We start from the raw sequence: 20,504 nt of genomic DNA on the forward strand, positions 1-20,504 counted from the left end.
CCTATGTGTCGTCCATGACTGTCGCTCCAATGTCCTCAATCTCGGCGACCACACAGCAATCGTACACCCAAATGTTTACGGCGCTTACTTGCGGGTGGTGACTGTTGCTGTCCAGCTCAGGGCTCTGGCTGCCATCATTGCCGCAGCAGCCAACAGCTGCATCGCGGCCCGGGCGATGAGGTCGCCAGTCAGGTCACAGGGACTCGGGCCGGGGAGCTGGACCTGCGCAAACGCACGTCGTTGTTCATGGCGCCCCAAATCCGGTCCATGGCTACAGATCGTGGCCGCTCCTGCGGTCGGGAAGATCGTCCGTGATGAGGACGAACTGCCGGCGCTCTACGAGTCCCCGGCCGAGCACTGGTCCCCCTGCTGACCGCTTCAGCCATCTGGGCTTGACAGCCCATGAGGGGAACGGTTTCCATTTCGAAGAAGAGCTCGGCGGCGCAGAGCGTGTACTGCCGGGGGGAAGCGGCTGCCGACGCTGCCGCGGCAGGAGCTAAGGGTCTGCCATGTCCCTCTGGTCGTCATGCGCCCCCTGATCCTGATCCACAGATGCCACGTGGTGTCAGGTTCCGAGTTCTTCCTCACCCCCTGCATCCGCGGTTGTGGTGTTGTTCTTCACGGCAGCGGCATCCAGTACTGCTCGAACTGCCGCACACACAGAGCCGTCGTCCCGAACGGCATGCCAATGGCCATGGCGTACGGGACGTTCGTCCGCATCGAGGAGGGCGTGCAGAACAGGCATGGCCGGCGTGACGGATACCGGGTCGGCGGCGGCGACTTCGGCCAGGAGCTGCAGAGGGTCGAGGATCGTGGCGCCGGCGCTGCCGGGTGGCGGGCAGATCCGGACGAGGTCGACCAGGGCCGGGACGACCTGGCAAGGGTCCGAGGTGAGCCGCCACAGGCTTTGGACGGACTTCATCGCGTCAAAACGGTTGCCGTGTCTGATCCGTGCCCTAGCGGTGGCAGCCAGCTGCTGCGCGACGCGCTCGACGGCGGGAGGATGGGTGGCTGCGACCTCGGCGAGCAGGACCAGGGCCTCGATCTCACCCGGGGTCTGGTAGACCTCAAGCGCGCTGCGCGCGGTCAACTCCAGAAGTTCGGGGAGGACTTCATCCGCGTCTCCGGTGACCCGCCACAGCGCTCGGGCCCGTTCTGCGGCGCCCTTCGGTGCATCGGACCAGCGTTCCGGCTTCCTGCTCAGCGCCTCGCGGAACATCCCGCGTAGCCGGTCCGCCGCCGGCGCCCCGAGCGAGCCGCCGAGCGTGATGCAGGCGCGGAGGAGTGTGGGCTCGTTGAGTTGAGGGCTGGGTGTCGGGAAGTCATTATTGTCGGGCGAGCGCAGCAGGGCGTGTACGGGCGCGTCGTCTCCGGTGAGGGCGTGGTAGTCGAAAGGGCTGACCCCGGCGGGATCGTTGCCATGCGAACCTGGCGGGGGGCCCAGTCGTTCGCACAACCGTTCGCAGTGGACGGCGACGGCATCGCTGTCCAGCAGCAGCAGGGCGTGCGCGGCAGCCATCAACGTCACCTCATCATCGAGGAGTTCGACCAGCCCCGGGACTACAGCGCCTCCGTCTTGGTGCCATTGGCGCAGAATCGAATAATACGGGTGCCGTGTGTACGCCGTGCCCGCGATGTGGGCCAGCAGAGGGGCGAGGAGAACATCGGCGTGTGCGGCGAAGGGGGCGAGCGCCTCGGTGAGGCTGAGGTCGCTGACGTTCCAACTGCGATCGATCTCCCTGGCATGATCGGAGGTGAAACCACCGTGGGTGGTGAGCAGTTCGATCAGGGGCGGCACGCAGCGGTCGTCACCCATCCGGCTCAGCGCCCATATGGCGTGCTCCCGCACGTCGTGGGCTTCGTCTGTCGGGGTGAGGTGGGTGGCGACAAGGTCGGCCCAGGGGCGCGCGGCATCGCCGCACATCGCAAGAACCCGCAGAGTGAACAGCCGGTTCTCCCGATGCGTATCGTCTACGAGCCCGGCGACGGCCGGCAGCAGGTCGGGGACGGCGGAGCGCCAGCGGGACATCAGGCTGGCGGCAACCCTGAGGCCGCCCGCCCGCGTTGTGGCGTCGTGGTGGCCCAACAGCGCGTGAGCGAGGGCAAGCCGTCCGGGCAGGTCGGCCCCGAGCCGCTCGTCGGCCTCGGTGATGACGTCGACCAGCGCAGAGAGATACTCCACGGGTGGACTTGTCGGTGCGATTGAGGAGGCGAGCAGCGCGTCGGCGGTGACGCGCGCGTAGCAAGGATCGGCGTGGTCGGGCAGGGCGCGGCGCAGCGCCTGCACGGCTTGCAGCCGGACGTCGTGGCAAATTTCTTCGTCCCACGCAACCCAGGCGTCGATGTCCTCGTCGAAGTCGGGTTCCTCTTCCTTCCCCTCGGCTGTCATGCGACACCGCAGCCACGTGAGGGCCTCTTCGCGTTGCTGGATGGCGTAGCGGGCGAGTTCTCCGACAGCCAGCACGAGGCGCTCCGCCACCCATAGGTCCGGCTCGCTCTCGAAGCACGTCCGCAATCGGGTGATCAGGGCGTCCGCGTGGGCGGCGGACTGCGAGAGGGCGCCGACCGCGGCGGACCGGATGAGGTCGTCCTCGTCGTCGAGCAGCGGCACCAGAGCCTCGGCAGCTCGCTCCCAGGCGGCCGGCCACGCCGGGTCGACTGTGGGCCGCCACTTGCCTTCGAGGATCGGGGCGACCTTTGCGGTGGGGGCGGTGTTGCCCGTGTCGGCAATGTCGGCGATCGTCTGCAGGAGCTCGAAACGCACCGTCACGTCCGGATCCCGGGCAGCCTCGACGAGAAATGGCAGCATCTCGGCGGCCGCGGCCCGTACCGAACTGCCGTCACCGCTGGCCGCGTAGTGCAGGCTCGTACAGGTCTGGTCGGCTGTGGTGCGGCTCGCCGACCAGAGCCCTTCCAGCACCTCGGGGCCGTACTGCCCGCCGCCGTAGGGATCGACCACCTTCGACCAATCGACCTGTGCGGCGAGCCACGCCAGTCGTTGCGCTCTTGCGTCCTGTGCGGACATAACGCTGCTCGCCCCCTTCGTCAGCTTTGCGCGGTGAGGCCGAGGAGAGGCAAGGTCAGGGAGCGATTACCCCTGCGCTGCTCCCATGCTTCGTAGACCAGGTCCTGCGGGCCCGTGATCCGCAGACCGTCGCGCAGGCCAGTCACCGTCATCCTCGCCAGTTCGCGGTAGCTGACCGAAGACGACGGCCAGGGCAGCTCGCTCCACCAGTTGTGGCCGTAGACGGTGTCCTCGGGCAGCTGCCAGCCTGCCTCGGCGATCAGCCGGCAGCCCGCCTCCCCGGCGCGCAGCCCGGGGGCTAGGTGGTGATCGCCGACGAGTTCGGCCCCCACCCTTTCGTCACTCTGCAGGAACTGCGCGTACCGGCCCGTCTGCCCGCTCTCTCTGATGATCAGCACCGAACCGGCGGGCAGCGAGGCCAGCTGCTCGGCAAGACCCTCGCTGAACCCGTCCCACCCCGTCACAGCAGCCCCTCTTCGTCTTCGTCCATCTGCCGAAGCTCCTCGTCGAGAGCCAGTCGGTTGTTGGTCGCCAGCTCCAGGTAGACCGCGCTTCCTGAGTGCGCGAGGAGCAGGGTGGTGTCCGCACCGGCCCAGTGGATCGCAGCATCGGTCCCCGGTCGGCGGTCCGTCGGTGCGCCCAACGACACGGCGAGCGCGGCGGCCATCCTCGCAAATGCGTCCAGGGCCTGCCCCCAATGGCTGGCGTAGTCGGTCAGGCGCAGCTGGACGCGCTCTACCATCTGCTGCTCGTCCTGCCCTCTCCCGCGGCGGGAGGCAGCGCGGCCGACCCTCTCGAACCCTGTGTCGAGCAGCTCCCAACGCGGCCAGATCATCAGCACTGAACGAGGGAACTGCGTCGACCGCCTCGTCCTCGGCGTAGCACGCAACTCCCACGTGCTCTCCAACGACCGCAACCGCGCGGCGAGTTCGACAACCTCGGCATCACTCAACGCACGCCATTGCGTCATACGCCCCCAGGACGCGGCGCCCTCACCGGCCCGCCCCCGCCTCCTCACCCTCCACGCGGCCACCCCGCACACGACTGACTCTTTTCCGATCATGGCACATAGTCGCTCCGCCCGGATCGGCACGAGATGAGCCGCCTGGATGGCACGAATCCGGCGTGCGTGAGGGCCTGGTAGCACCGCGGCCCTGACTAGGGCAGGCAGTACCCAGCACCAACTGGTCGACGTACAGCCCTAGTTGAGCGTAGGGGTCGACACGGGAGGCTAGCGCCAGATGACCTGTCACACATCGGGGGACGCACCGGCAGCTCGGCCGGCCGGGCCAAGAGCGGCGCGCCGCACTCAGGGTCATTCAGCGGGTGGCACAGTGCGAAGTTCGTGCCGGAACTCCTGGCATTGGCATGTATCACCGTATCTTTGCTGGCTGTTGCCGTAGCTGTCGTTGTTCCAGGTGTGATGCCCGTAATCGTGAAGGCAGCGGGTGTCCTTTCCCTGCGAGTGCTCTGGCCGGGCGTGCCCACACGTGTCGCACAATGGGTATACGACCCTGGTACGCAGGATGGATCCGCTTCGCAAAATCACCACACCCGCCACTACGCCCGCGATGATCACGACCATCCCGGCGAGGCCTACAACATGCTCTGCGCTCATATCCATCCCCCGTTGTGAGTGCCGGGCAGCCTTGCGACCAGCCGCTGGTTTCCACGCTACGCACCCGGACTGACAATCCAGCTCCTGCGGGATGAGAACGCCCACGGCAACGAGACCTGCCAACCCGAGGCCCCCGACCGCAGCAGCTACTCACAGCAATGCCCACCCGACTGCGGTCAACATCATCTGAGCTGATCAGAAGCTGTGGCGACCCGCTCGGGAGTTGAACTTGGCCGGTGAAGCCGGCGGCAAACTCGACCGCCTGGTGATGTCGATGGTGCCCCACCAGCTTCGATCTCCGACTTCAGAGCCTCGAGCTTCTCCGGCTCCTTTCGCTTCCCCAGCGGCGAGACCTTGATCCACGGCTCGCCATGCTTCCTGACAACGTCCACCCCACCGATCGCACCCATTCGCTAGCGCACGCCAGCCCGGCCTGGGCCTGGCATGACGTCAGCAGAATGCCGCAGTCCGGCGTGAGTGAGGACGGTTCACTTGGCGCGGCCGGTGTACCGGAGGGTCTGCGGGCGTACCCCTCGCCGTCCGCGTTGGCCACTCCGAGAAGCGTCTCGTACACGCACTACCAACCGCTCATCGTTGACGCCGGAGGCTTGTCGTCCGAGTGCGGGTGCAAGGGGTGCCCCACGTTGAAGTGCCCTCCGGCTGCCTGAGCGTCACAGGCCTTGCAGGTTGATGGTTTCCAGTACGAAGAAGAGCTCGGCTGCCTCGGTCGGGTGGCGGACGGAGCGGCCGGTCAACTCCTGCAGCTTGCTGAGGCGATAGTTGACTGTGTTGCGGTAACAGAACAGCGCTCTGGCCGCAGCAGCGGTCGAGCCGGTGGCGAACCACGCCCTGGCGGTGGTGAAAAGAGCCTCGCGCTCTTCTCGAGGCAAGTCGAGCAGCCTGACAAGGATCCGGCGCGTCAGGTCGTCGGCAGTCTCGGGATTGCTGGCGATCAGCGTGGCGACCGGGCGGTCGCCGTAGTGGCAGGCGTCCTCGATGCCCGGTGGCACGGCGGCGAGCGCGAGTCGGGCCAAACGCCGGGCCGAGGCGAACCGCAGCTCAACCGCCGAGGGACTCCGAGAACATACCTCCAAGGCCCGTACCCCGCTGGTAATTCGCTCTCCGCGCCGCTCTCACGCCTCACTTCCCGTCGGCCGGTCCGCCCCATGAAGGTGGGACGGTGACGAGGCCCTGGGCGAGCAGACGCAGAGCCTCGTCCAGGACCGGCTGGTCCTCGTCCCCGTGCCAGGCGAAGTCCTCAGCCGTGATGCGGATCGCGGCGGTCGCCATCGCGGCACCCAGCCGGACCGACAGGCTTGCGGGGTCGGCACCGGCCCTCCGGGCGATGGCGCCGACCATGCGTTCCTCCAGCTCATTGTTGACCTGGAGCCAAATGCGGTGCAGCCCTGGCGCCGTGCGGCTCAGCTTGAGCAGTTTCACGAGAACCGGGATATCGGGAGACTTCCCGTTTCCCATGGCGGCCTGGCCTACGGCTTCCAGGAGAGGTTCCTCCGCGGGGTATCTCTCCACGGCCTCGATCACACCTCGCAGGGCGTCCAGGAACAAGGGTGCGACTGCCTCCTCCTTGACGGAGAAGTAATGCCAGAACGTGCGGGGGGACACGCCGACCGCCGCAGCGATGTCCTGAACGGAGGTTTGTGCGATACCTCGCTCCAGGAACAGGAAGGCCGCCGCGTCGGCCAGCTCCCTGCGGGTCTGTTCCCGTTTGCGCTCCGACAGTGGTGGTCGGCCTCGCGTGTTCCCGTCCTGTTGCGCCGCCATCGGCCGCTTCCCTTTCCGCTTCCCATCGCGCTCCCGCCAGTCGTCCGGAGCGCGGCGTGGGGACCATTCTCCCATCTCGCAAGCCGCATTAATTGCATCACGCGCATCTATTGCACAGCGCGCAAATTAAGTCGTAGGGTCGCGGCAGCGGCGTGGCCTCCGGGCCCGAGAGGGGCTTCCGGCTCTGCGAGGCGGAGCGCCGCAGTCTGCAGGACGCCTCAGGGCGCCGCCGGAACCAGCAAGGGAGCAACCTCATGGACCACAGCGGTCACATCGCCGTCGTCACCGGAGCTGCGCAGGGCATAGGCCGCGCGTACGCGCAGGCGCTGGCCGAGGACAACGCCACCGTCGTCGCCGCCGACCTCAACCGGGAGGCCGCCGAGGAGACCGCCGCCCTGATCAACGAGGCCGGGGGCAAGGCAGTCGCAGCGAGTGTCGACGTCAGCAGCAAGGAGAGCACGCTGGCCCTCGCCGAGCGTGTACGCAAGGAATTCGGCGCGACGAACATCCTCGTGAACAACGCGGCGATCTACCACTCGATGCGCTCCGACAGCCAGTTGACGGTCGACATCGAGTACTGGCGCAAGGTCATGTCGGTGAACGTGGACGGTGCGCTGCTCATGACGCAGGCCTTCGCTCCTCAGCTCATCGAGTCCGGCTGGGGCCGGGCCGTCAACCAGACCTCCTCGGCCGCCTACCTCGGTGGCGGTGGCCACTACGGCGTCAGCAAGCTCGCCCTCATCGGGGTCGCCCAGGGCTTCGCCGGTGAACTCGGCCAGCACGGCATCACCGTCAACGCTATCGCGCCCGGCGTCATCATGACGGAGGCCACCCGCGTCACCGTCGACCAGGGCATGCTCGACCAGCTGGCCGCGGTTGTCCCGCTCAAGCACGAGGCGACGCCCGAGGACCTGATCGGCGTGCTGCGCTTCCTCACCGGAGACCAGGCCTCGTGGATGACCGGGCAGGCCCCGAGGCCGCGGCCACCACTCGCGCCCCCAGGTGGCGGGCCAGGTCGACCGCGGCGGAGCCGACCCCGCCTGCGGCGCCGAGCACCATGACCCACTGCCCCGGCCGCACCCGCGCGACCGACCGCAGCGCGTGGTAGGCGGTGCGGTAGGTGACCCCGGCTGCCGCCGCCTGCGCGTAGGACATGCCGCCGGGTATCCGGGTGAGCGAGGCGACAGGCACCACGGCCCGCTCAGCGAACGCACCGGTCTGCGACGTCGCGCATACGCGGTCCCCCGGCTCCCACTCCCCGGCGTCAGGGCCGGTCTCCAGAACCCTTCCCGCCAGTTCGCTGCCCGGCACGAAGGGCAGGGGGATCGTCACTTGGTAGCGGTCTGCGGCCATCAGCACATCGGGGAAGTTCACTGCCGCAGCCCGCACCGCGACGACCGCCTCACCCGGAGCGGGACGCGGCGCGGAAACCTCCTGGACCGCGAGACTGTCCGGAGGGCCGTAGGTACGGCAGACGACAGCACGCATGAGAAACGCCTTTCTCTCCAGGAGACTTCGTGGCCGTGCGGGTGAGACCGAGTACGACGCCGCATGGGATCGCGGGCCGCGGGCCGTCGCGTCTGTTCCCGGACGGGTCCGGCGACCACCAACGCGTCCACGACGGAGATCATCTCGTCCCCCACAGACACCGTACCGGGCCATGTTCGGCTCACCGCTTCCAAGTTCGGCCGGCCGTCGACACGGCCGACCCGCCGGGAGCGAGCGGTCGGCGTCATCGCGGATCGTCGACGACGTGCTGGCCGGGCCCCGTGTCGTCGCCGGCCGGGTCGAGGACGAAGTCGGCCGTGCCGGGCCGTTCTTGGTCGAGCAGCACCCAGGTCGCGCGCGGTTCGTGCGCCGGGGCGGACACCGTGATCATGTGGACGCCGGGTGTGTGCGAGCGCAGGCGGTAGAGGCCGTCGGTACCCCCACGGGTGCGCGCCGCGAGTGCCCCGCTGCCGGGGTCCGTGGCAATGACCGTCGCCCCGTCGATGGGTGCGCCGGTGCGGGCCCGTACGTATCCCGACAGCACTGCCCCGTCAGGCGGATCACGGTCCGGAAGGCTGGGGAGCGGGGAACCCGCCGGGAGCGCCGCGTGGAGCAGTTCGGCGATCTGGTGGAGATGGTGCGTCACGGGATTCGGCTCGCCCTTGAGCAGATGCGCGTTCTCGGGACCGCGAGCAGGACGCGGCTCGGCGAGACTGTGCGCGAGGTGCGCGAGGTGCGCGAGGTAACGGACTGCGGCGCCCTCCCGCGAAAAGGCATTCGGTGCTTGGAACAGGGACACCGTCAGCCCGCGCAGCCGGGAGGCGAGTGCGGCATGCCCCTCCAGCCCCGCACGGATCCGCTCCCGGTTCGTCGGCGTCCACGACAGCTGCGCCAGCGGCCGGGCCGCCGCGGTGAGCTGTCGGGCGTGCTCGTCCGCGATGCGCGACCGCATCCCGAGCCGGGCCTCGTCGTGCCGCTCCCCGGTCGCCACCGAGGTCTCGATGTCGTCGAGCAGCTGGCCGACGGACCGCAGATACCTCCGGCGTGCGACGTCCGCGGTGTCCCGGGCGCTGACGGGCAGGACCAGGGCGGCGACGGCGATCGCGACTGCGGCGCCCAGTGCTGTCTCGGTGATGCGGGTGACCAGCATTCCTGTCTCGTACTGGTGCATGTTCGCGTACAGCTGGAACACGCAGACGGTGATGAAGAAGGCCATGTACGAGTAGGAGAGGTTCACCAGAAAGTGCCCCAGCAGGCAACTGACCAGAGCCACGACGATCACTGCCGCCGTATCGCCGTGGATCAGGTGGTTGACGGGTACCGCCGCGACGACACCGGCCAGCGTGCCCACGACCCGGTCCCGGCCCTTGACCGCGAGTTCCTCCCGGGTCGCCGGGCCCAGGAACACGATGAACACGGCAATCAGCGACCAGTAGCTCTGCGCCGGGGAAACGAGCCTGCCGAGCGGGACCGTGAGGGCCATGGCGACCGTGGTCTGCACGGCCTGCCGCATGGGCAGGCTCAGCGGCTTCCGGCCGAGGCAGCCCGGCAGGACGGCTCCGCGTGGCCGGATCGCGGCCGCCGGCCCGGCGGCTCCGGGCAGCGCGCCACTCGCGGCCACGGCCACCACCGGCGTGAACCGGGCGGCCTCGGCCGCTTCCCGCAGGGCCCCTGTTCCATCGGCTCGCGCGGCTTCCGCATCGGCCAACGCGATGACCGCCGTCGACAGTCTCCGCAGGTCACCACAGGTGTCTTCGTGTGTGTCCGGGTGCTGCGACAGCAGGCCCAGGAGCCGCAGTGCACCGCGCCGGGCTCCGCGGTGATCCGACTGTGCGAGGCGGCGCAGCATCTCCGCCGCGGCGCGGACGCCGGGGTCGTCGGGGGACGCTTTCCTGCCTGCGACGGTCAGAGACAGCACCGAGGCCACGATGGTGTCGATGGCCGACTGGCTGCCGATCAAACGGTGGCGGGCCAGAACGGCCGATTCGTTCGCGTCGGCCCCCGGATCGGCGAGCCACCCCTCGACGACGAGCGCGGTGTGGGCCAGACGCCCGTGCCGTGACGCCAGCCCGTCGCGTCGGCGCGCACCCGGTTCGTCCAACAGCCGCTCGGCGCGGCGGAACACCGCCGCGGCCTGTGCGTGCCAGGCACGCAGCACATGGCGCAACGACGCACGAGGCCGGTGCCGGAAGAGCACCAGCGCCAGTACACCGGCGCACACCCCGGAGACCGCTTCCGCCGACAGCAGGAACGGCAGGTCCGACAGCGGTGGCGCGAAGATGGTGGCGATGTAGAACCCGGCCCATCCCATCAGTCCCAGCACGCTGAATGCCGGCCCGAACCGGCGGACGGCCACCGCCGGGAAGGTCGCCACCACCAGAGCGCAGTCGAGCTGCCAGCCGCTGCCGAACGCGGCATGTGCGAGAACCCCCGCCGAAAGGCCCGCACCGGCCGCCACCGGCTGTGTCAGCCCGAAACGCAACCGTGCCGCCGCAGACCTCTGCAGGACCAGGGCGGACCCCTGCATCGCGGCGACCGCACCGAGCAGCATGGCCGTCTGCGCGCTCCGCCCGGGGAAGGCCAGGCGCACGTACGCGAACTCGACCGCGAGCGCGACGCCCATGCTCACCGTGGCCGCCCAGGCCACACGCCACCGGGCGAGGCCCGGGTCCATGGCCGCCAGCCGTCCGGCGAGACGCGCGGCCCACCCGGCCGCAGCACCCGACGTCGCGTTCGTGGAACTCACCGCGAGCGCTCCTCCCAATAGATGCATCATACCTGTATTTAGATGTACGATACCTGTAAATGCCAGGATGTCGAAGCCGCGAGGGAACACCGTGATCAGTGAACGAATCGACCAGGCGGGCTGGGATCCGATGGATGTGGTCGAGTTCCAGACCGCGATGCTGGTACGCAATCTGGAGCTGATCCGGCGGCGCGCGGACTTCTACCTGGAGGTCGACCGGGCCGGGTACCTCTTGCTGCGCGCGCTCGACGTGCTCGGCCCCACGGACATCGCGACCCTGGCGGCCGAGCTCGGACTGGACGCGTCGACGGCCGCCCGCCAAGTGGCGGCCATGGCGAAGGCGGGATTCGCCACCCGTACGACCGATCCCGACGACCGCCGCCGCACCGTCGTGACACCGACCGCTGAGGGGCGGGACGCGATGGAGGCGGTCCGCCGACGACGCCGTACCGGCACCGCGGAGATGCTGGCCGATTGGTCCGAGGACGACCGCCACGCGATCGCCGGGATGTTCGCCCGCTACAACCAGGCCATCACCGACCGGTACCTGTCACCGTGAGCCCGCCGGGATCACCGACGGCATCGGTCCGATACGCAACAAGCAAAAGGGAATTGGATATGACCATGCAACTCGCAGGCAAGAAGATCATCGTGACCGGCGCCGCACAGGGGATGGGCGCCTCGACGGTACGGGCCTACGCCGCCGAAGGCGCCGAGGTCGCCGCGGTGGACGTCAAGGACGACCTGGGCCGACGGGTCGCGGAGGAGGCCACGCTGCAAGGGCCGGGGAAGGTGACGTACCACCATGCGAACGTCACCGACCGCGCCGAGGTCGACGCGGCCTTCTCCGCCGCGGTCGTCGATCTGGGCGGTCTCGACGTGCTGGTCAACATCGCGGGCGTGCAGCGTGCCCGTCCTGCCGCGGAGTTCACCGATGAGGACCTGGATTTCGTCCTCGGGATCAACCTGCGCGGCACGATTTTGACCAACCAGGCGGCTTACCGGACGATGCGCGAGGCGGGATCGGGCGTTGTGCTCAACTTCGGCTCCGACGCCGGCCTGACGGCCATGCCGGGGCTGGGCGCCTACGCGGCTTCCAAGGGAGGCGTCATGGCCTGGACGCGGACCATCGCCGGCGAATGGGGACCCGAGGGCATCCGGGCCAACTCGGTGGTGCCCGCCGTTCAGACCCCGATGACCGCCAATGGCGCCCAGGAACGCGGAAACATCTACTCCAGCATCCCCCTCGGCGGCCGACTCGGCGACCCCGAGCGCGACTTCGCCCCGGTCATGGTCTTCCTCGCCAGTGACGGAGCCCGCTTCATCACCGGCCAGATCATCGCCGTCAACGGGGGGCTCGGCATGGTCCGCTGACCACGCCGACAGCGGGGCTCCGCGCCAGGAAGTACGTCAACAGGGCTGTGGAAACCCGGGCGGGCCGGGGCCGGTGACGGCGCTCGGACGGGTGCCGCCTCGTCACGCCGCGCACGGTAGCCACCCCTGTACGACAATCCCTCGCTCAGCCGCCAGGCAGGGGTTCGAAGGCCGTGGGGAGCGAACCAGGGGTGATGGGTGTGCGCTGGCCGGAGCCGGTGACGGGCAGGCGGGCTCCGTCGAGGGCCGGGTCGACGTACTCGGCGAACCAGGCGTCCAGACGTGCGGCAAGTTGCGTGCGGACGGCCCCGTGCCTCGGTTTGTCGACCAGGTTGTGCTCCTCGCCGGGATCCGTGGCCAGCTCGTACAGTTCGTGCGGGCCGTAGGGGTAGCGGTGGACGTACTTCCAGTCGCGGGTGCGGATCATGCGGACCGGGCCGTACTCGTCGTACACGACCACCCGTTCACGGTCCGGCGCGTCGCCGTCCGGTACGGGGCTGTCACCGAGGAGGTCGGTGAAGGAGCGGCCGGGGAGGCCCGGGGCGGGAGTGTGGTCGAGGCCGAGGTGGTCGACGAGGGTGGGCAGGAAGTCGTACTGGGACAGCAGCGCGTCGCAGTGGCGTCCTTCGGGGATGCGGCCGGGCTGGGAGATCAGGCACGGCACGACGACCGAGCTGTCGTACATGTTCTGCGGAAAGGTGCCGTTGCCCTTGCCCCAGATGCCGTGGTGGCCGGCGTTGAAGCCGTTGTCGCTGGTGAAGACGGTAAGGGTGGATCCGGTGAGCCCCAGCGTGTCGAGCCGGTCCAGGACGCGGCCGACGGCGGCGTCCATGGCGGTCGTCGCGGCGAAGTAGCCGATCAGGGCCTGGCGGATGTCGCTCTCGCCCCCGACCGGGGTCCCGTCCTCGTCGAGCGGCTGCCACGGGTGTGGGGGTCCCTGCGGACAGGTCTCGAACGCGCAGTCCTCGTACAGGTCTGTGAAGGCACGGGGGTGCTGCCCCTTCCACGGCTTGTGCGGGGCGGTGAAGTGCAGGGACAGGTGGAAGGGTTCGGGCCGTTCGGCCTCGGCGGCGAGGAAGCGCTCGGCGTCGTCGGCGAGGGCGTCGGTGAGGTAGCCGGGTTCCTCGGCGCGGACCTCGTCGCGGTACATGGGCGCCCCGTGGTACGGGCCGCCGCCGCTCTCGTGAGCGTACCAGTGCACGAAGCCCTTCCGGGGCCGGTCGTTGGCGCCCAGGTGCCACTTGCCGCTCAGGCCCGAGCGGTAGCCGGCATCGGCGAGCAGGTCGGTGAACAGGAGCCGGTCGGCGAGGAAGTCGATGCCCGTGCGGCCGGCGTGGTGGTACGAGAGCCAGTCGTGGACACCGTGCTGGGAGGGCAGCAGGCCGGTGAACAGGGAGGCGCGGGCCGGTGAGCAGACCGGCGAGGTGCAGAAGAAGCGGCTGAAGCGGATCCCCCGGGCGGCGAGCGCGTCCAGGTGCGGGGTGCGGATCTCATGGTTGCCCGCGCAGCCCATGGCCCAGGGTCCCTGGTCGTCGGAGAGAATGAGCAGGACGTTGGGGCGTCTGGGGTCGCGGCTTGCCACGGAAACCTCCTGGAGCGACGGACCGGGGGTCGGGCCCGTTCACCTCGGGCGCCTCTGATCCTGCGAGCGCGCCCCCTCCCCGGTCAACCGGCCGCCACGCAATGAATGCACCATGAATTCCGGGAAGGGCTGCACGGGGCGCGGCATTTCCCCCCTGTTGACGACTCCACGCGAGAGTCATTCCCTATTCATATGCTCAAGAGGCGATTGACCAGTGAATGAATGACTGGAAAACATGTGGCAACCGCGCGGCTCGCCCCAAGTCGCAGTCTCCGAGGAGTGCCCCATGCGCAGCACCAGACAACCCGCCAGTCCTTCTCGCCTCTCCCGCCGCACGGTTCTCACCACCGCACTGGCGACCACACTCGTTCTCTCCACCGCCGCCTGCTCTCCCGGCACCGGATCAGGCAGCGCGGACGGCAAGTCGCTCACGTACTGGTCGATGTGGAAGCAGGACGAGCCGCAGGCCGAGGTGCTGAGCACCGCGATCGAACAGTTCACCGCGGACACCGGTATCAAGGTCGACGTCCAGTGGAAGGGCCGCCAGGTGATCCAGCAGCTGGCGCCCACCCTGAACACCGCGAACGTTCCCGCCGACCTCGTCGACTCCTCGGACCGGTTCGCCTACGCGCAGCTCCAGGCCACCGGACAGGCCCTGGATCTCACATCCGTGCTGGACAGCCCCATCCCCGGCGAGAGCGGCAACACCGTCGGAAGCGTCATACCGGAGAGCTACCGTGATCTGAACACCACCGACGGCGCGCTGTGGCAGATCCCCTACGAGGTGCTGACCACGCAGATCTGGTACGACGGCAACGCCCTGCCGGACGTCGCGGAGAACCCTCCCACGACCTGGGCCGACTTCACCGAGCTGCTCGCCGAGCGCAAGAAGGCCCACGGAGGCGACGGCCCGCTGGCGCTGGACGGTGACATCCCCGACTACGCGGCCTACTGGACGTACTACGCCGTCCTGCGCGAACTCGGGCCGGGCGCCTTCGCGAAGGCGGCCAGGGACAAGAGCGGCGCCGCGTTCGAGGCGGAGGGGTTCGTCGACGCGCTGCGCCGGATCGAGAAACTGGTGTCCGCCGACGACTTCACGCAGGGGTACGACGGTTCCAAGTGGCCCGCCGTGCAGCAGAAGTGGGCGCAGGGCAAGTCGGACTTCCTGCTCCTGGGCACCTTCGCTCCCAGCGAGACCGCCGAGTTCGCGTCTCCCGGCCTCACCTACCGGTCCTTCCCCTTCCCCGCGTTCGACGAGGGCGGGGACACCAGCCAGGACATATCGCTCATCGGCTTCTCGATCCCCAAGAAGGCGAAGAACGCCTCCGCCGCCGAGCGGTTCATCGCCTACTTCCTCGCCAAGAAGCAACTGGCCGGCATCTCCACCAAGGCCTCGAACCTCACCCCGCGCTCCGACATCACGGCCCCGAAGGATCTGGCCGACGCCCAGAAGGCGGTCGCCTCCGGAAAGGTCGTGAAGACGCTCGACGGGGTCAAGGAGACCGAGGCCGAGTGGTACACCAAGGTCTTCCTGCCGCTCAACGCCAAGTTCATCACCGGCCACCTCGGCGCCAAGGCCTTCGCCGGAAAGCTGAAGTCCGACTCCGCCGCCTACTGGAAGTCGGCCTCATGAGCACCACCGAACTCGCCGACCCGCCGGTGGCCCGCCGGCGGGAGGCCGCACCGGCCACCGAGGGGCCCCGGGGCAAGCCCAGCCCGCTCCTGGCACGGCGGCGGCGCCTGTTCTGGCCGCTGCTCCTGCCGGCCGTCCTGGTGTACCTGGTGTTCTTCGCCGGCCCGTCCCTGTTCACGTTCTGGCTGAGCCTCAACAAGTGGGCCGGGGCCGGTCCCATGTCGTTCGTCGGACTGGACAACTACCAGCGTCTGTTCGAGGACCCGACGTTCCGCCAGTCGTTCGCCAACACCCTGTGGATCATCTTCGGGGTGGGCGGTCTGACCTTCGCCGTTTCCTTCGGGCTGACGATGGTGCTGCGCGAGATGAGGGGCCGCAAGGCCGCCCGGTCCATCCTCTTCTTCCCCAACATCGTTCCCACCCTCGCGCTGGCGATCCTGTGGGGCTTCCTGTTCCAGCACGACGGGCTCGCCGATTCGCTCGCCTCGATGCTGGGCATGTCCCAGCCGCCCAACTGGCTGGGCCAGGAGAACCTGTTCCGGGTCATCATGATCGGCCTGGTGTGGACGTCCACCGGCTTCTACACCACCATCCTGATGGCCGCCGTGGACCAGATCCCGCCCGAGCTGTACGAGGACTGCGACCTCGCCGGCGCGAACGCGTTCCAGAAGTTCCGCCATGTGACGCTGCCGCTGATCTGGGAGGTGGCCGGGGTGTGCGCGGTGCTGTGGACGATCAGCGCCGTGAAGGTCTTCGAGTTCATCTACGCCTTCGCGGGTGCCGCCGGGCAGATGCCCGACACGGGGGTATGGAACACCGCCATCTACACCTACGGCGAGGCCTTCGCCTCCGGAGGGGTGCCCCGCTACGGCTCCGCCGCCGCGAGCGCCGTGGTCATGCTGGCCCTCGTCGGCGTCCTGGTGGTGCTCATCCGGCGGATCATGCGCCGCGACACCGTGCAGTTCTGACCGTTGCGCCCACCACACCACCACACCCCCGAAAGGCCTGTGTCATGGCCGTCACCATGCCGCCCGGTCGCCTCGCTCGCCTGAGCGGCCGGCTCACCACCACCCGCCTCCTCGGAGTCCCCCTGGTCTGGATCGTCGTCGGCTTCAACGTCCTGGCCGGACTCTGGGTCCTGCTCTCGTCGCTGAAGACCGCGAACGAGATCTTCACCGATCCCTGGCAGCTCCCGGCCACCCTGCAATGGGACAACTACGCGCGGGCATGGACCAGCGGCCAGTTCGGAGGGGCGTTCCTCAACACGGTGATCGTGGTGGGCGGTACCGCGCTCGGCACCGTGGTCCTCGCCGCGCCCGCCGCCTACGTGCTCAGCCGCATCACCACCCGCTTCAACGGCGGCTTCACCCTGTTCTTCGTACTCGGACTCGGCATCCCGGCCCAGGTCGTCATGCTGCCGCTGTTCGTGGTGATGAACAAACTCCTGCTCGTGGACAGCCTGTTCGGTCTGATCGTCGTCTATGTGGCGACCTCACTGCCGTTCGCCGTGTTCTTCCTGACCGGCTTCTTCGCCACGCTGCCCGTCGAACTGGAGGAGGCCGCGTCCCTGGACGGTGCCTCCCCGCTGCGCACCTTCGTGCAGGTGATGCTGCCGCTGGCCCGGGGCGGCCTGGTCACCGTACTGATCCTCAACGTCATCCAGCACTGGGGAGAGACCGTCTTCTCCCTCGTCTTCATCCAGACCACCGAGCACCAGACGCTCTCCCTCGCCCTCCTCGGCTTCCTCCAGCAGATGCAGTACAACGGTGCCGACTGGGGCGGCCTGTTCGCCGGGGTGGCCATGGTCATCCTTCCCGTCCTCGCCTGCTACGTATGGCTGGGCCGTCGCATCATCGAGGGCATGACGGTCGGTTCCGTCAAATGACGGCAGTCCAGGCAGAGTCAGAGGAAGACACATGGCAGAGCACGTGTATCCGCCCGGGGGCGACACCCCGGAAGGCACCAGGGACCTGAAGTTCCGCCAGCTCGCGCACGAGCTGCGGCAGTCGATACGGCAGGGCACCTGGCCCGTGGACAGCCGCCTTCCGACGGAGAAACAACTGTCCATGAGCAGCGGCACGTCGGTGAGCACCGTACGGCGTGCCGTCGACGAACTGGTCGCCGAAGGACTGGTCGTACGCCGTCAGGGCTCGGGAACCTTCGTGCTGCCTCCCGACGCGCCCGGCACCGGCCGCGCGCTGGTCGGGGTGGTCGTCCCCGACACCGCCTTCTACTACCCGCGAGTCCTCCAGGGCATCGAGGAGGCCCTCTCCGCCGCCGGTGCGAGACTGCTGCTGGCCTGTTCCGGCTATGACCAGGAGCGCGAGTCGAAAGACATCCAGGACATGTTGGAGGCGGGTGTGGACGGCCTGCTCGTGGTGCCCACGCTCATCGGCCCGGAACCGGCCGAGCCCTACCTCGCCCGCCTCGCCGCGCTACCGGTGCCGACCGTCCTGGTCGAGCGCCGCGGCACCTCCCTGGGCGACACCAACGAATGCGTCTGCACCCATCACGAGGCCGGCGCCTACGACGCCGTGAGGCATCTGGCCGCGCTCGGCCACCAGGCCATCGGCCTCGCCCTGCGCGACCCCAGTCCCACCTCCGCGCCCGTGGCCGAGGGATTCCGGCAGGCGACCGCCGAACTGGGCTGTGTCACCACGGAGTTCCGTGCCAGCCGGGAGGAATGGAGCCCGGCGACGGCGGACCGGTGTCTGGCCGGTCTGCGCGCCGCGGGCATCAGCGCGGTGGTGTGCTTCGGCGACCGTCAGGCCGCGATGCTGGCCGGCGCCGCACGCCGGGCCGGGCTGACCGTGCCCGGGGACCTGGCCCTGGTCGCCTACGACGACGAGATCGCCGACCTCGCGGACATCTCCCTCACCGCGGTCGCGCCGCCCAAGCACCTGCTGGGCATCACGGCCGCGGAGACCCTGCTGCGCCGGCTCGACGACCCCTCCCTGCCGCGCCGTCGCGTCCTGCTGCGCCCCGGCATCACCGTCCGGCGGTCCTGCGGGCAGCGCATCCCCCGACCCGATAACCCTGATGGACCCGCGCCCGAGACACCTCGACGGGTTCCCACCAGAAACACCCTGATGAAACGGGAGACAGATTCGTGAGTGAGATCCGGCTCGGCCTGATCGGCGCCGGCGCCGTCGGAGCCCTGCACGCCGAGGCCGCCACGGCGACCTCGGGCGTGCGGGTGACCGCCGTGTGCGACCTCGTCGCGGAAACCGCGCGAGCGCTCGCCGAGCCCCTGGGAGCCGACGTCCACACCGACCACCGGAAGCTGATCGCGTCCGGTGCGGTCGACGCGGTGGTGGTCAACACGCCCCACGCGCTGCACACCGACATCGTCACGGACTGCGCGGCGGCCGGGCTCCACGTGCTGGTGGAAAAGCCCATGGCCACCAACGCCGAGGACTGCGCGATCATGGAGCGCGCCTGCCGGTACGCCGACGTGGTGCTGTTCGTGGGACACATCCAGCACTTCCTGCCGCCGATGGCCGCCGCCAAGGCCGCGCTCGACGCCGGCGCCATCGGTCCTCTGCTCGTGGTCTCCGACTGGCGCAGCACGGACTACCGTCCGGGCAGCCGCCCGTCCTGGTTCTTCGATCCGGCCGTCTCCGGCGGCGGGGTCTTCATGAACATCGGCGCGCACTGCGTCGACCGGCTGCTGTGGCTCACCGGCCGCCGAGCGGTCGCGGTCACCGCCACCGCCGGCCACCGCCTGGACGTGGGTGTGGAGACCGACGTGCTGGCACGTCTGGAGCTGGAAGGAGGCCTGACCGGTCACATCGGAGTGACCAGCACCGGGCTGCCGACCCGCGACGAACTCGTCCTGATCGGCGAGCGGGGCGCGATCCGGGTGGCCCGCGGAACGGGAGCCGAGCTGTACGCGGACGACGGCCCGGAGGAATCCGGGCAGCCCGGCGGATTCGGCACCCCGGTCGTGCTCGCCGAGGAGAGCGCGGACGACGTACCGAGGGCTTTCCACGCGGAGCTCGCCGCGTTCGCCGCCGCAGTACGTGGCGAACGGCCCCCGGCCGTGCCGGCCGAGCACGGGCGGCAGGTCATCGAGGTCATCGAGGGCGTGTACGAGTCCTTCGGCAGCGGTCAGCGGATCGTCCTCGGTGCGGAACCGGCTGTCACCGGACATCGCACGGCCCCGAGGGGAGGCCGTGGCGGGCGGTGAGGCCCGCTCGGAAGAGCGCCGCGAGAGCGCCGGCGTGGTGCCGCACGGGCACGTCGTGGCGGTCGATCTCGGGGGCACCGACATCAAGGCCGCCCTCGTGGCGCACGACGGCGGTGTGATCCGGCGCGTGCGCCGGGCCACCCGCCGTGAGCACGGGCCGGAGGCGGTCGTGGACCGGGTGGCGCAGACCGTCGAGGCCCTCGCCGCCGACGCCGTCGAGGCGTTCGGGACGCAGCCGCTCGCCGTCGGTGTCGCGGTCCCCGGGATCGTCGCCGAGACGGCGGGGCGGGCGGTGTACTCCGCCAATCTGGGCTGGCGGGACCTCCCGCTGCGCGATCTGCTGGCGGAGCGCCTGGGTCTGCCCTTGGTGCTCGGGCACGACGTCAGGGCCGGCGCGGTGGCCGAGGGACGACTGGGGGCGGCGCGTGAGCGGGACGAGTTCCTCTTTGTCGCGCTCGGCACCGGGATCGCCGCGGCCCACGTCCGCGACGGCCTCGCGCACGGCGGCAGCGGCGGCGGCGCCGGAGAACTGGGCCACCTGACCGTACGGCGCGGCGGCCCGGCATGCGGCTGCGGGAACCGGGGCTGCCTGGAAACCCTGGCTTCCGCCTCGGCCGTGGCCCGCCGCTACACCCGGGCGGCACGCCGGACGACGGCGGGGAGGGCCGCCGCGCCCACCTCCGCCGCGCCCACCTCCGCCGAGGAGGTCGCGCGGCTGGCAGCCGCCGGGGATCCACTGGCCCGCCGTGTCTGGCAGGACGCTGTCGAGGCCCTCGCCGAGGGTCTGGCCGCGTACACGGTCCTGTGCGATCCCGGCCTCGTCGTGCTGGGCGGCGGTCTGGCCCGCTCGGGCGCCGCCCTGCTCGGACCGGTACGCGCCGCGCTGGTCGGCCGACTCCGCTTCCACGCGGTCCCGGACCTGGTGGCGGCGGAGCTGGGCGCCGAGGCCGGCTGCCGGGGAGCCGCTCTGCTTGCCCTGGACGCCCTCTCCGCGCCACCGAAACGGAATACGCCAGGCCCCGTGCGGCTGCCCCTGTCCCCGTCGTAGAGCCGCCTCCCGCACCTGC

16 protein-coding genes and 1 pseudogene are annotated in these 20,504 nt (G+C 69.7%); 9 read left to right on the forward strand and 8 right to left on the reverse strand.

Annotation, left to right across the window (positions count from 1 at the left end):
- Positions 1-565: 565 nt before the first annotated feature.
- The 5 genes from ACIP63_RS21280 to ACIP63_RS21300 form a co-directional block, all read right to left on the reverse strand.
- Positions 566-3,025: a HEAT repeat domain-containing protein gene (locus tag ACIP63_RS21280; protein WP_401517698.1), complete on the reverse strand. Its 2,460-nt coding sequence runs from the start codon at positions 3,023-3,025 to the stop codon at positions 566-568.
- A gap of 20 nt (positions 3,026-3,045) precedes the next feature.
- A complete protein-coding gene (locus tag ACIP63_RS21285) occupies positions 3,046-3,489 on the reverse strand; it encodes a TY-Chap domain-containing protein (protein ID WP_401517701.1) in 444 nt (147 codons plus the stop codon).
- Positions 3,486-4,088 carry a DUF6301 family protein gene (locus ACIP63_RS21290; protein ID WP_401517704.1) on the reverse strand — a complete coding sequence of 201 codons (603 nt, stop codon included), beginning with the start codon at positions 4,086-4,088 and terminating at the stop codon, positions 3,486-3,488. The genes ACIP63_RS21285 and ACIP63_RS21290 overlap by 4 nt, the downstream gene beginning before the upstream one ends.
- A 1,226-nt stretch (positions 4,089-5,314) precedes the next feature.
- Entirely contained in the window at positions 5,315-5,653 is a 339-nt protein-coding gene (locus ACIP63_RS21295) for a helix-turn-helix domain-containing protein (protein ID WP_401517706.1), read from the reverse strand.
- 130 nt (positions 5,654-5,783) lie between these two features.
- The gene (locus ACIP63_RS21300; protein ID WP_401517709.1) at positions 5,784-6,425 is read right to left on the reverse strand and encodes a TetR/AcrR family transcriptional regulator; all 642 of its coding nucleotides are present in this window, start codon (positions 6,423-6,425) and stop codon (positions 5,784-5,786) included.
- A 254-nt stretch (positions 6,426-6,679) separates the two neighbouring features.
- On the opposite strand from ACIP63_RS21300, the gene ACIP63_RS21305 reads away from it, so the two are divergent.
- Positions 6,680-7,486, forward strand: coding sequence for an SDR family oxidoreductase (locus ACIP63_RS21305; protein ID WP_401517712.1), 807 nt, complete (start codon positions 6,680-6,682; stop codon positions 7,484-7,486).
- 112 nt (positions 7,487-7,598) lie between these two features.
- Here the strand turns inward: ACIP63_RS21305 and ACIP63_RS21310 are convergent.
- Both ACIP63_RS21310 and ACIP63_RS21315 read right to left on the reverse strand, forming a co-directional pair.
- Positions 7,599-8,087: pseudogene (locus ACIP63_RS21310) on the reverse strand (alcohol dehydrogenase catalytic domain-containing protein); the annotation flags it as partial.
- Between the two features lie 70 nt (positions 8,088-8,157).
- Positions 8,158-10,659, reverse strand: coding sequence for an FUSC family protein (locus ACIP63_RS21315; RefSeq protein WP_401517715.1), 2,502 nt, complete (start codon positions 10,657-10,659; stop codon positions 8,158-8,160).
- A gap of 91 nt (positions 10,660-10,750) precedes the next feature.
- On the opposite strand from ACIP63_RS21315, the gene ACIP63_RS21320 reads away from it, so the two are divergent.
- On the forward strand, positions 10,751-11,218 hold the full coding sequence (locus tag ACIP63_RS21320) for a MarR family winged helix-turn-helix transcriptional regulator (RefSeq protein ID WP_401517718.1): 468 nt from the start codon (positions 10,751-10,753) through the stop codon (positions 11,216-11,218).
- A 59-nt stretch (positions 11,219-11,277) separates the two neighbouring features.
- Positions 11,278-12,033 carry an SDR family NAD(P)-dependent oxidoreductase gene (locus ACIP63_RS21325; RefSeq protein ID WP_401517721.1) on the forward strand — a complete coding sequence of 252 codons (756 nt, stop codon included), beginning with the start codon at positions 11,278-11,280 and terminating at the stop codon, positions 12,031-12,033.
- Positions 12,034-12,178: 145 nt separating this feature from the next.
- Here ACIP63_RS21325 and ACIP63_RS21330 read toward each other — a convergent pair whose 3' ends face one another.
- Positions 12,179-13,615 (reverse strand): sulfatase-like hydrolase/transferase, encoded by a 1,437-nt coding sequence (locus ACIP63_RS21330; RefSeq protein ID WP_401517724.1) that lies wholly within the window; start codon positions 13,613-13,615, stop codon positions 12,179-12,181.
- A 286-nt stretch (positions 13,616-13,901) separates the two neighbouring features.
- Between ACIP63_RS21330 and ACIP63_RS21335 the strand changes: the two genes are divergently transcribed.
- Genes ACIP63_RS21335 through ACIP63_RS21360 form a run of 6 tightly spaced genes read left to right on the forward strand, consistent with a single transcriptional unit; the run spans position 13,902 to position 20,485 of the window.
- Positions 13,902-15,248: an ABC transporter substrate-binding protein gene (locus ACIP63_RS21335; protein WP_401517726.1), complete on the forward strand. Its 1,347-nt coding sequence runs from the start codon at positions 13,902-13,904 to the stop codon at positions 15,246-15,248.
- Positions 15,245-16,216, forward strand: a complete 972-nt coding sequence (locus ACIP63_RS21340; RefSeq protein ID WP_401517729.1) for a carbohydrate ABC transporter permease — start codon at positions 15,245-15,247, stop codon at positions 16,214-16,216. Before ACIP63_RS21335 ends, ACIP63_RS21340 begins: the two co-directional genes overlap by 4 nt.
- Before the next feature lie 44 nt (positions 16,217-16,260).
- Positions 16,261-17,133 (forward strand): carbohydrate ABC transporter permease, encoded by an 873-nt coding sequence (locus tag ACIP63_RS21345; RefSeq protein ID WP_401517732.1) that lies wholly within the window; start codon positions 16,261-16,263, stop codon positions 17,131-17,133.
- 31 nt (positions 17,134-17,164) lie between these two features.
- On the forward strand, positions 17,165-18,361 hold the full coding sequence (locus ACIP63_RS21350) for a GntR family transcriptional regulator (protein WP_401517733.1): 1,197 nt from the start codon (positions 17,165-17,167) through the stop codon (positions 18,359-18,361).
- Positions 18,358-19,437, forward strand: coding sequence for a Gfo/Idh/MocA family protein (locus ACIP63_RS21355; protein WP_401517735.1), 1,080 nt, complete (start codon positions 18,358-18,360; stop codon positions 19,435-19,437). Before ACIP63_RS21350 ends, ACIP63_RS21355 begins: the two co-directional genes overlap by 4 nt.
- Positions 19,424-20,485 (forward strand): ROK family protein, encoded by a 1,062-nt coding sequence (locus tag ACIP63_RS21360; RefSeq protein ID WP_401517738.1) that lies wholly within the window; start codon positions 19,424-19,426, stop codon positions 20,483-20,485. Before ACIP63_RS21355 ends, ACIP63_RS21360 begins: the two co-directional genes overlap by 14 nt.
- The last annotated feature ends 19 nt before the right edge of the window (positions 20,486-20,504 follow it).

The sequence above is a fragment of the Streptomyces sp. NPDC088746 genome (assembly GCF_044751065.1).
Taxonomy (GTDB): Bacteria; Actinomycetota; Actinomycetes; order Streptomycetales; family Streptomycetaceae; genus Streptomyces.

Coding starts and splice junctions, on each gene's coding strand:
- ACIP63_RS21280 (WP_401517698.1), bottom strand. CDS start 3,025: ATGTCCGCACAGGACGCAAGAGCGCAACGACTGGCGTGGCTCGCCGCA.
- ACIP63_RS21290 (WP_401517704.1), bottom strand. CDS start 4,088: ATGATCGGAAAAGAGTCAGTCGTGTGCGGGGTGGCCGCGTGGAGGGTG.
- ACIP63_RS21300 (WP_401517709.1), bottom strand. CDS start 6,425: ATGGCGGCGCAACAGGACGGGAACACGCGAGGCCGACCACCACTGTCG.
- ACIP63_RS21305 (WP_401517712.1), top strand. CDS start 6,680: ATGGACCACAGCGGTCACATCGCCGTCGTCACCGGAGCTGCGCAGGGC.
- ACIP63_RS21325 (WP_401517721.1), top strand. CDS start 11,278: ATGACCATGCAACTCGCAGGCAAGAAGATCATCGTGACCGGCGCCGCA.
- ACIP63_RS21335 (WP_401517726.1), top strand. CDS start 13,902: ATGCGCAGCACCAGACAACCCGCCAGTCCTTCTCGCCTCTCCCGCCGC.
- ACIP63_RS21340 (WP_401517729.1), top strand. CDS start 15,245: ATGAGCACCACCGAACTCGCCGACCCGCCGGTGGCCCGCCGGCGGGAG.
- ACIP63_RS21345 (WP_401517732.1), top strand. CDS start 16,261: ATGGCCGTCACCATGCCGCCCGGTCGCCTCGCTCGCCTGAGCGGCCGG.
- ACIP63_RS21350 (WP_401517733.1), top strand. CDS start 17,165: ATGGCAGAGCACGTGTATCCGCCCGGGGGCGACACCCCGGAAGGCACC.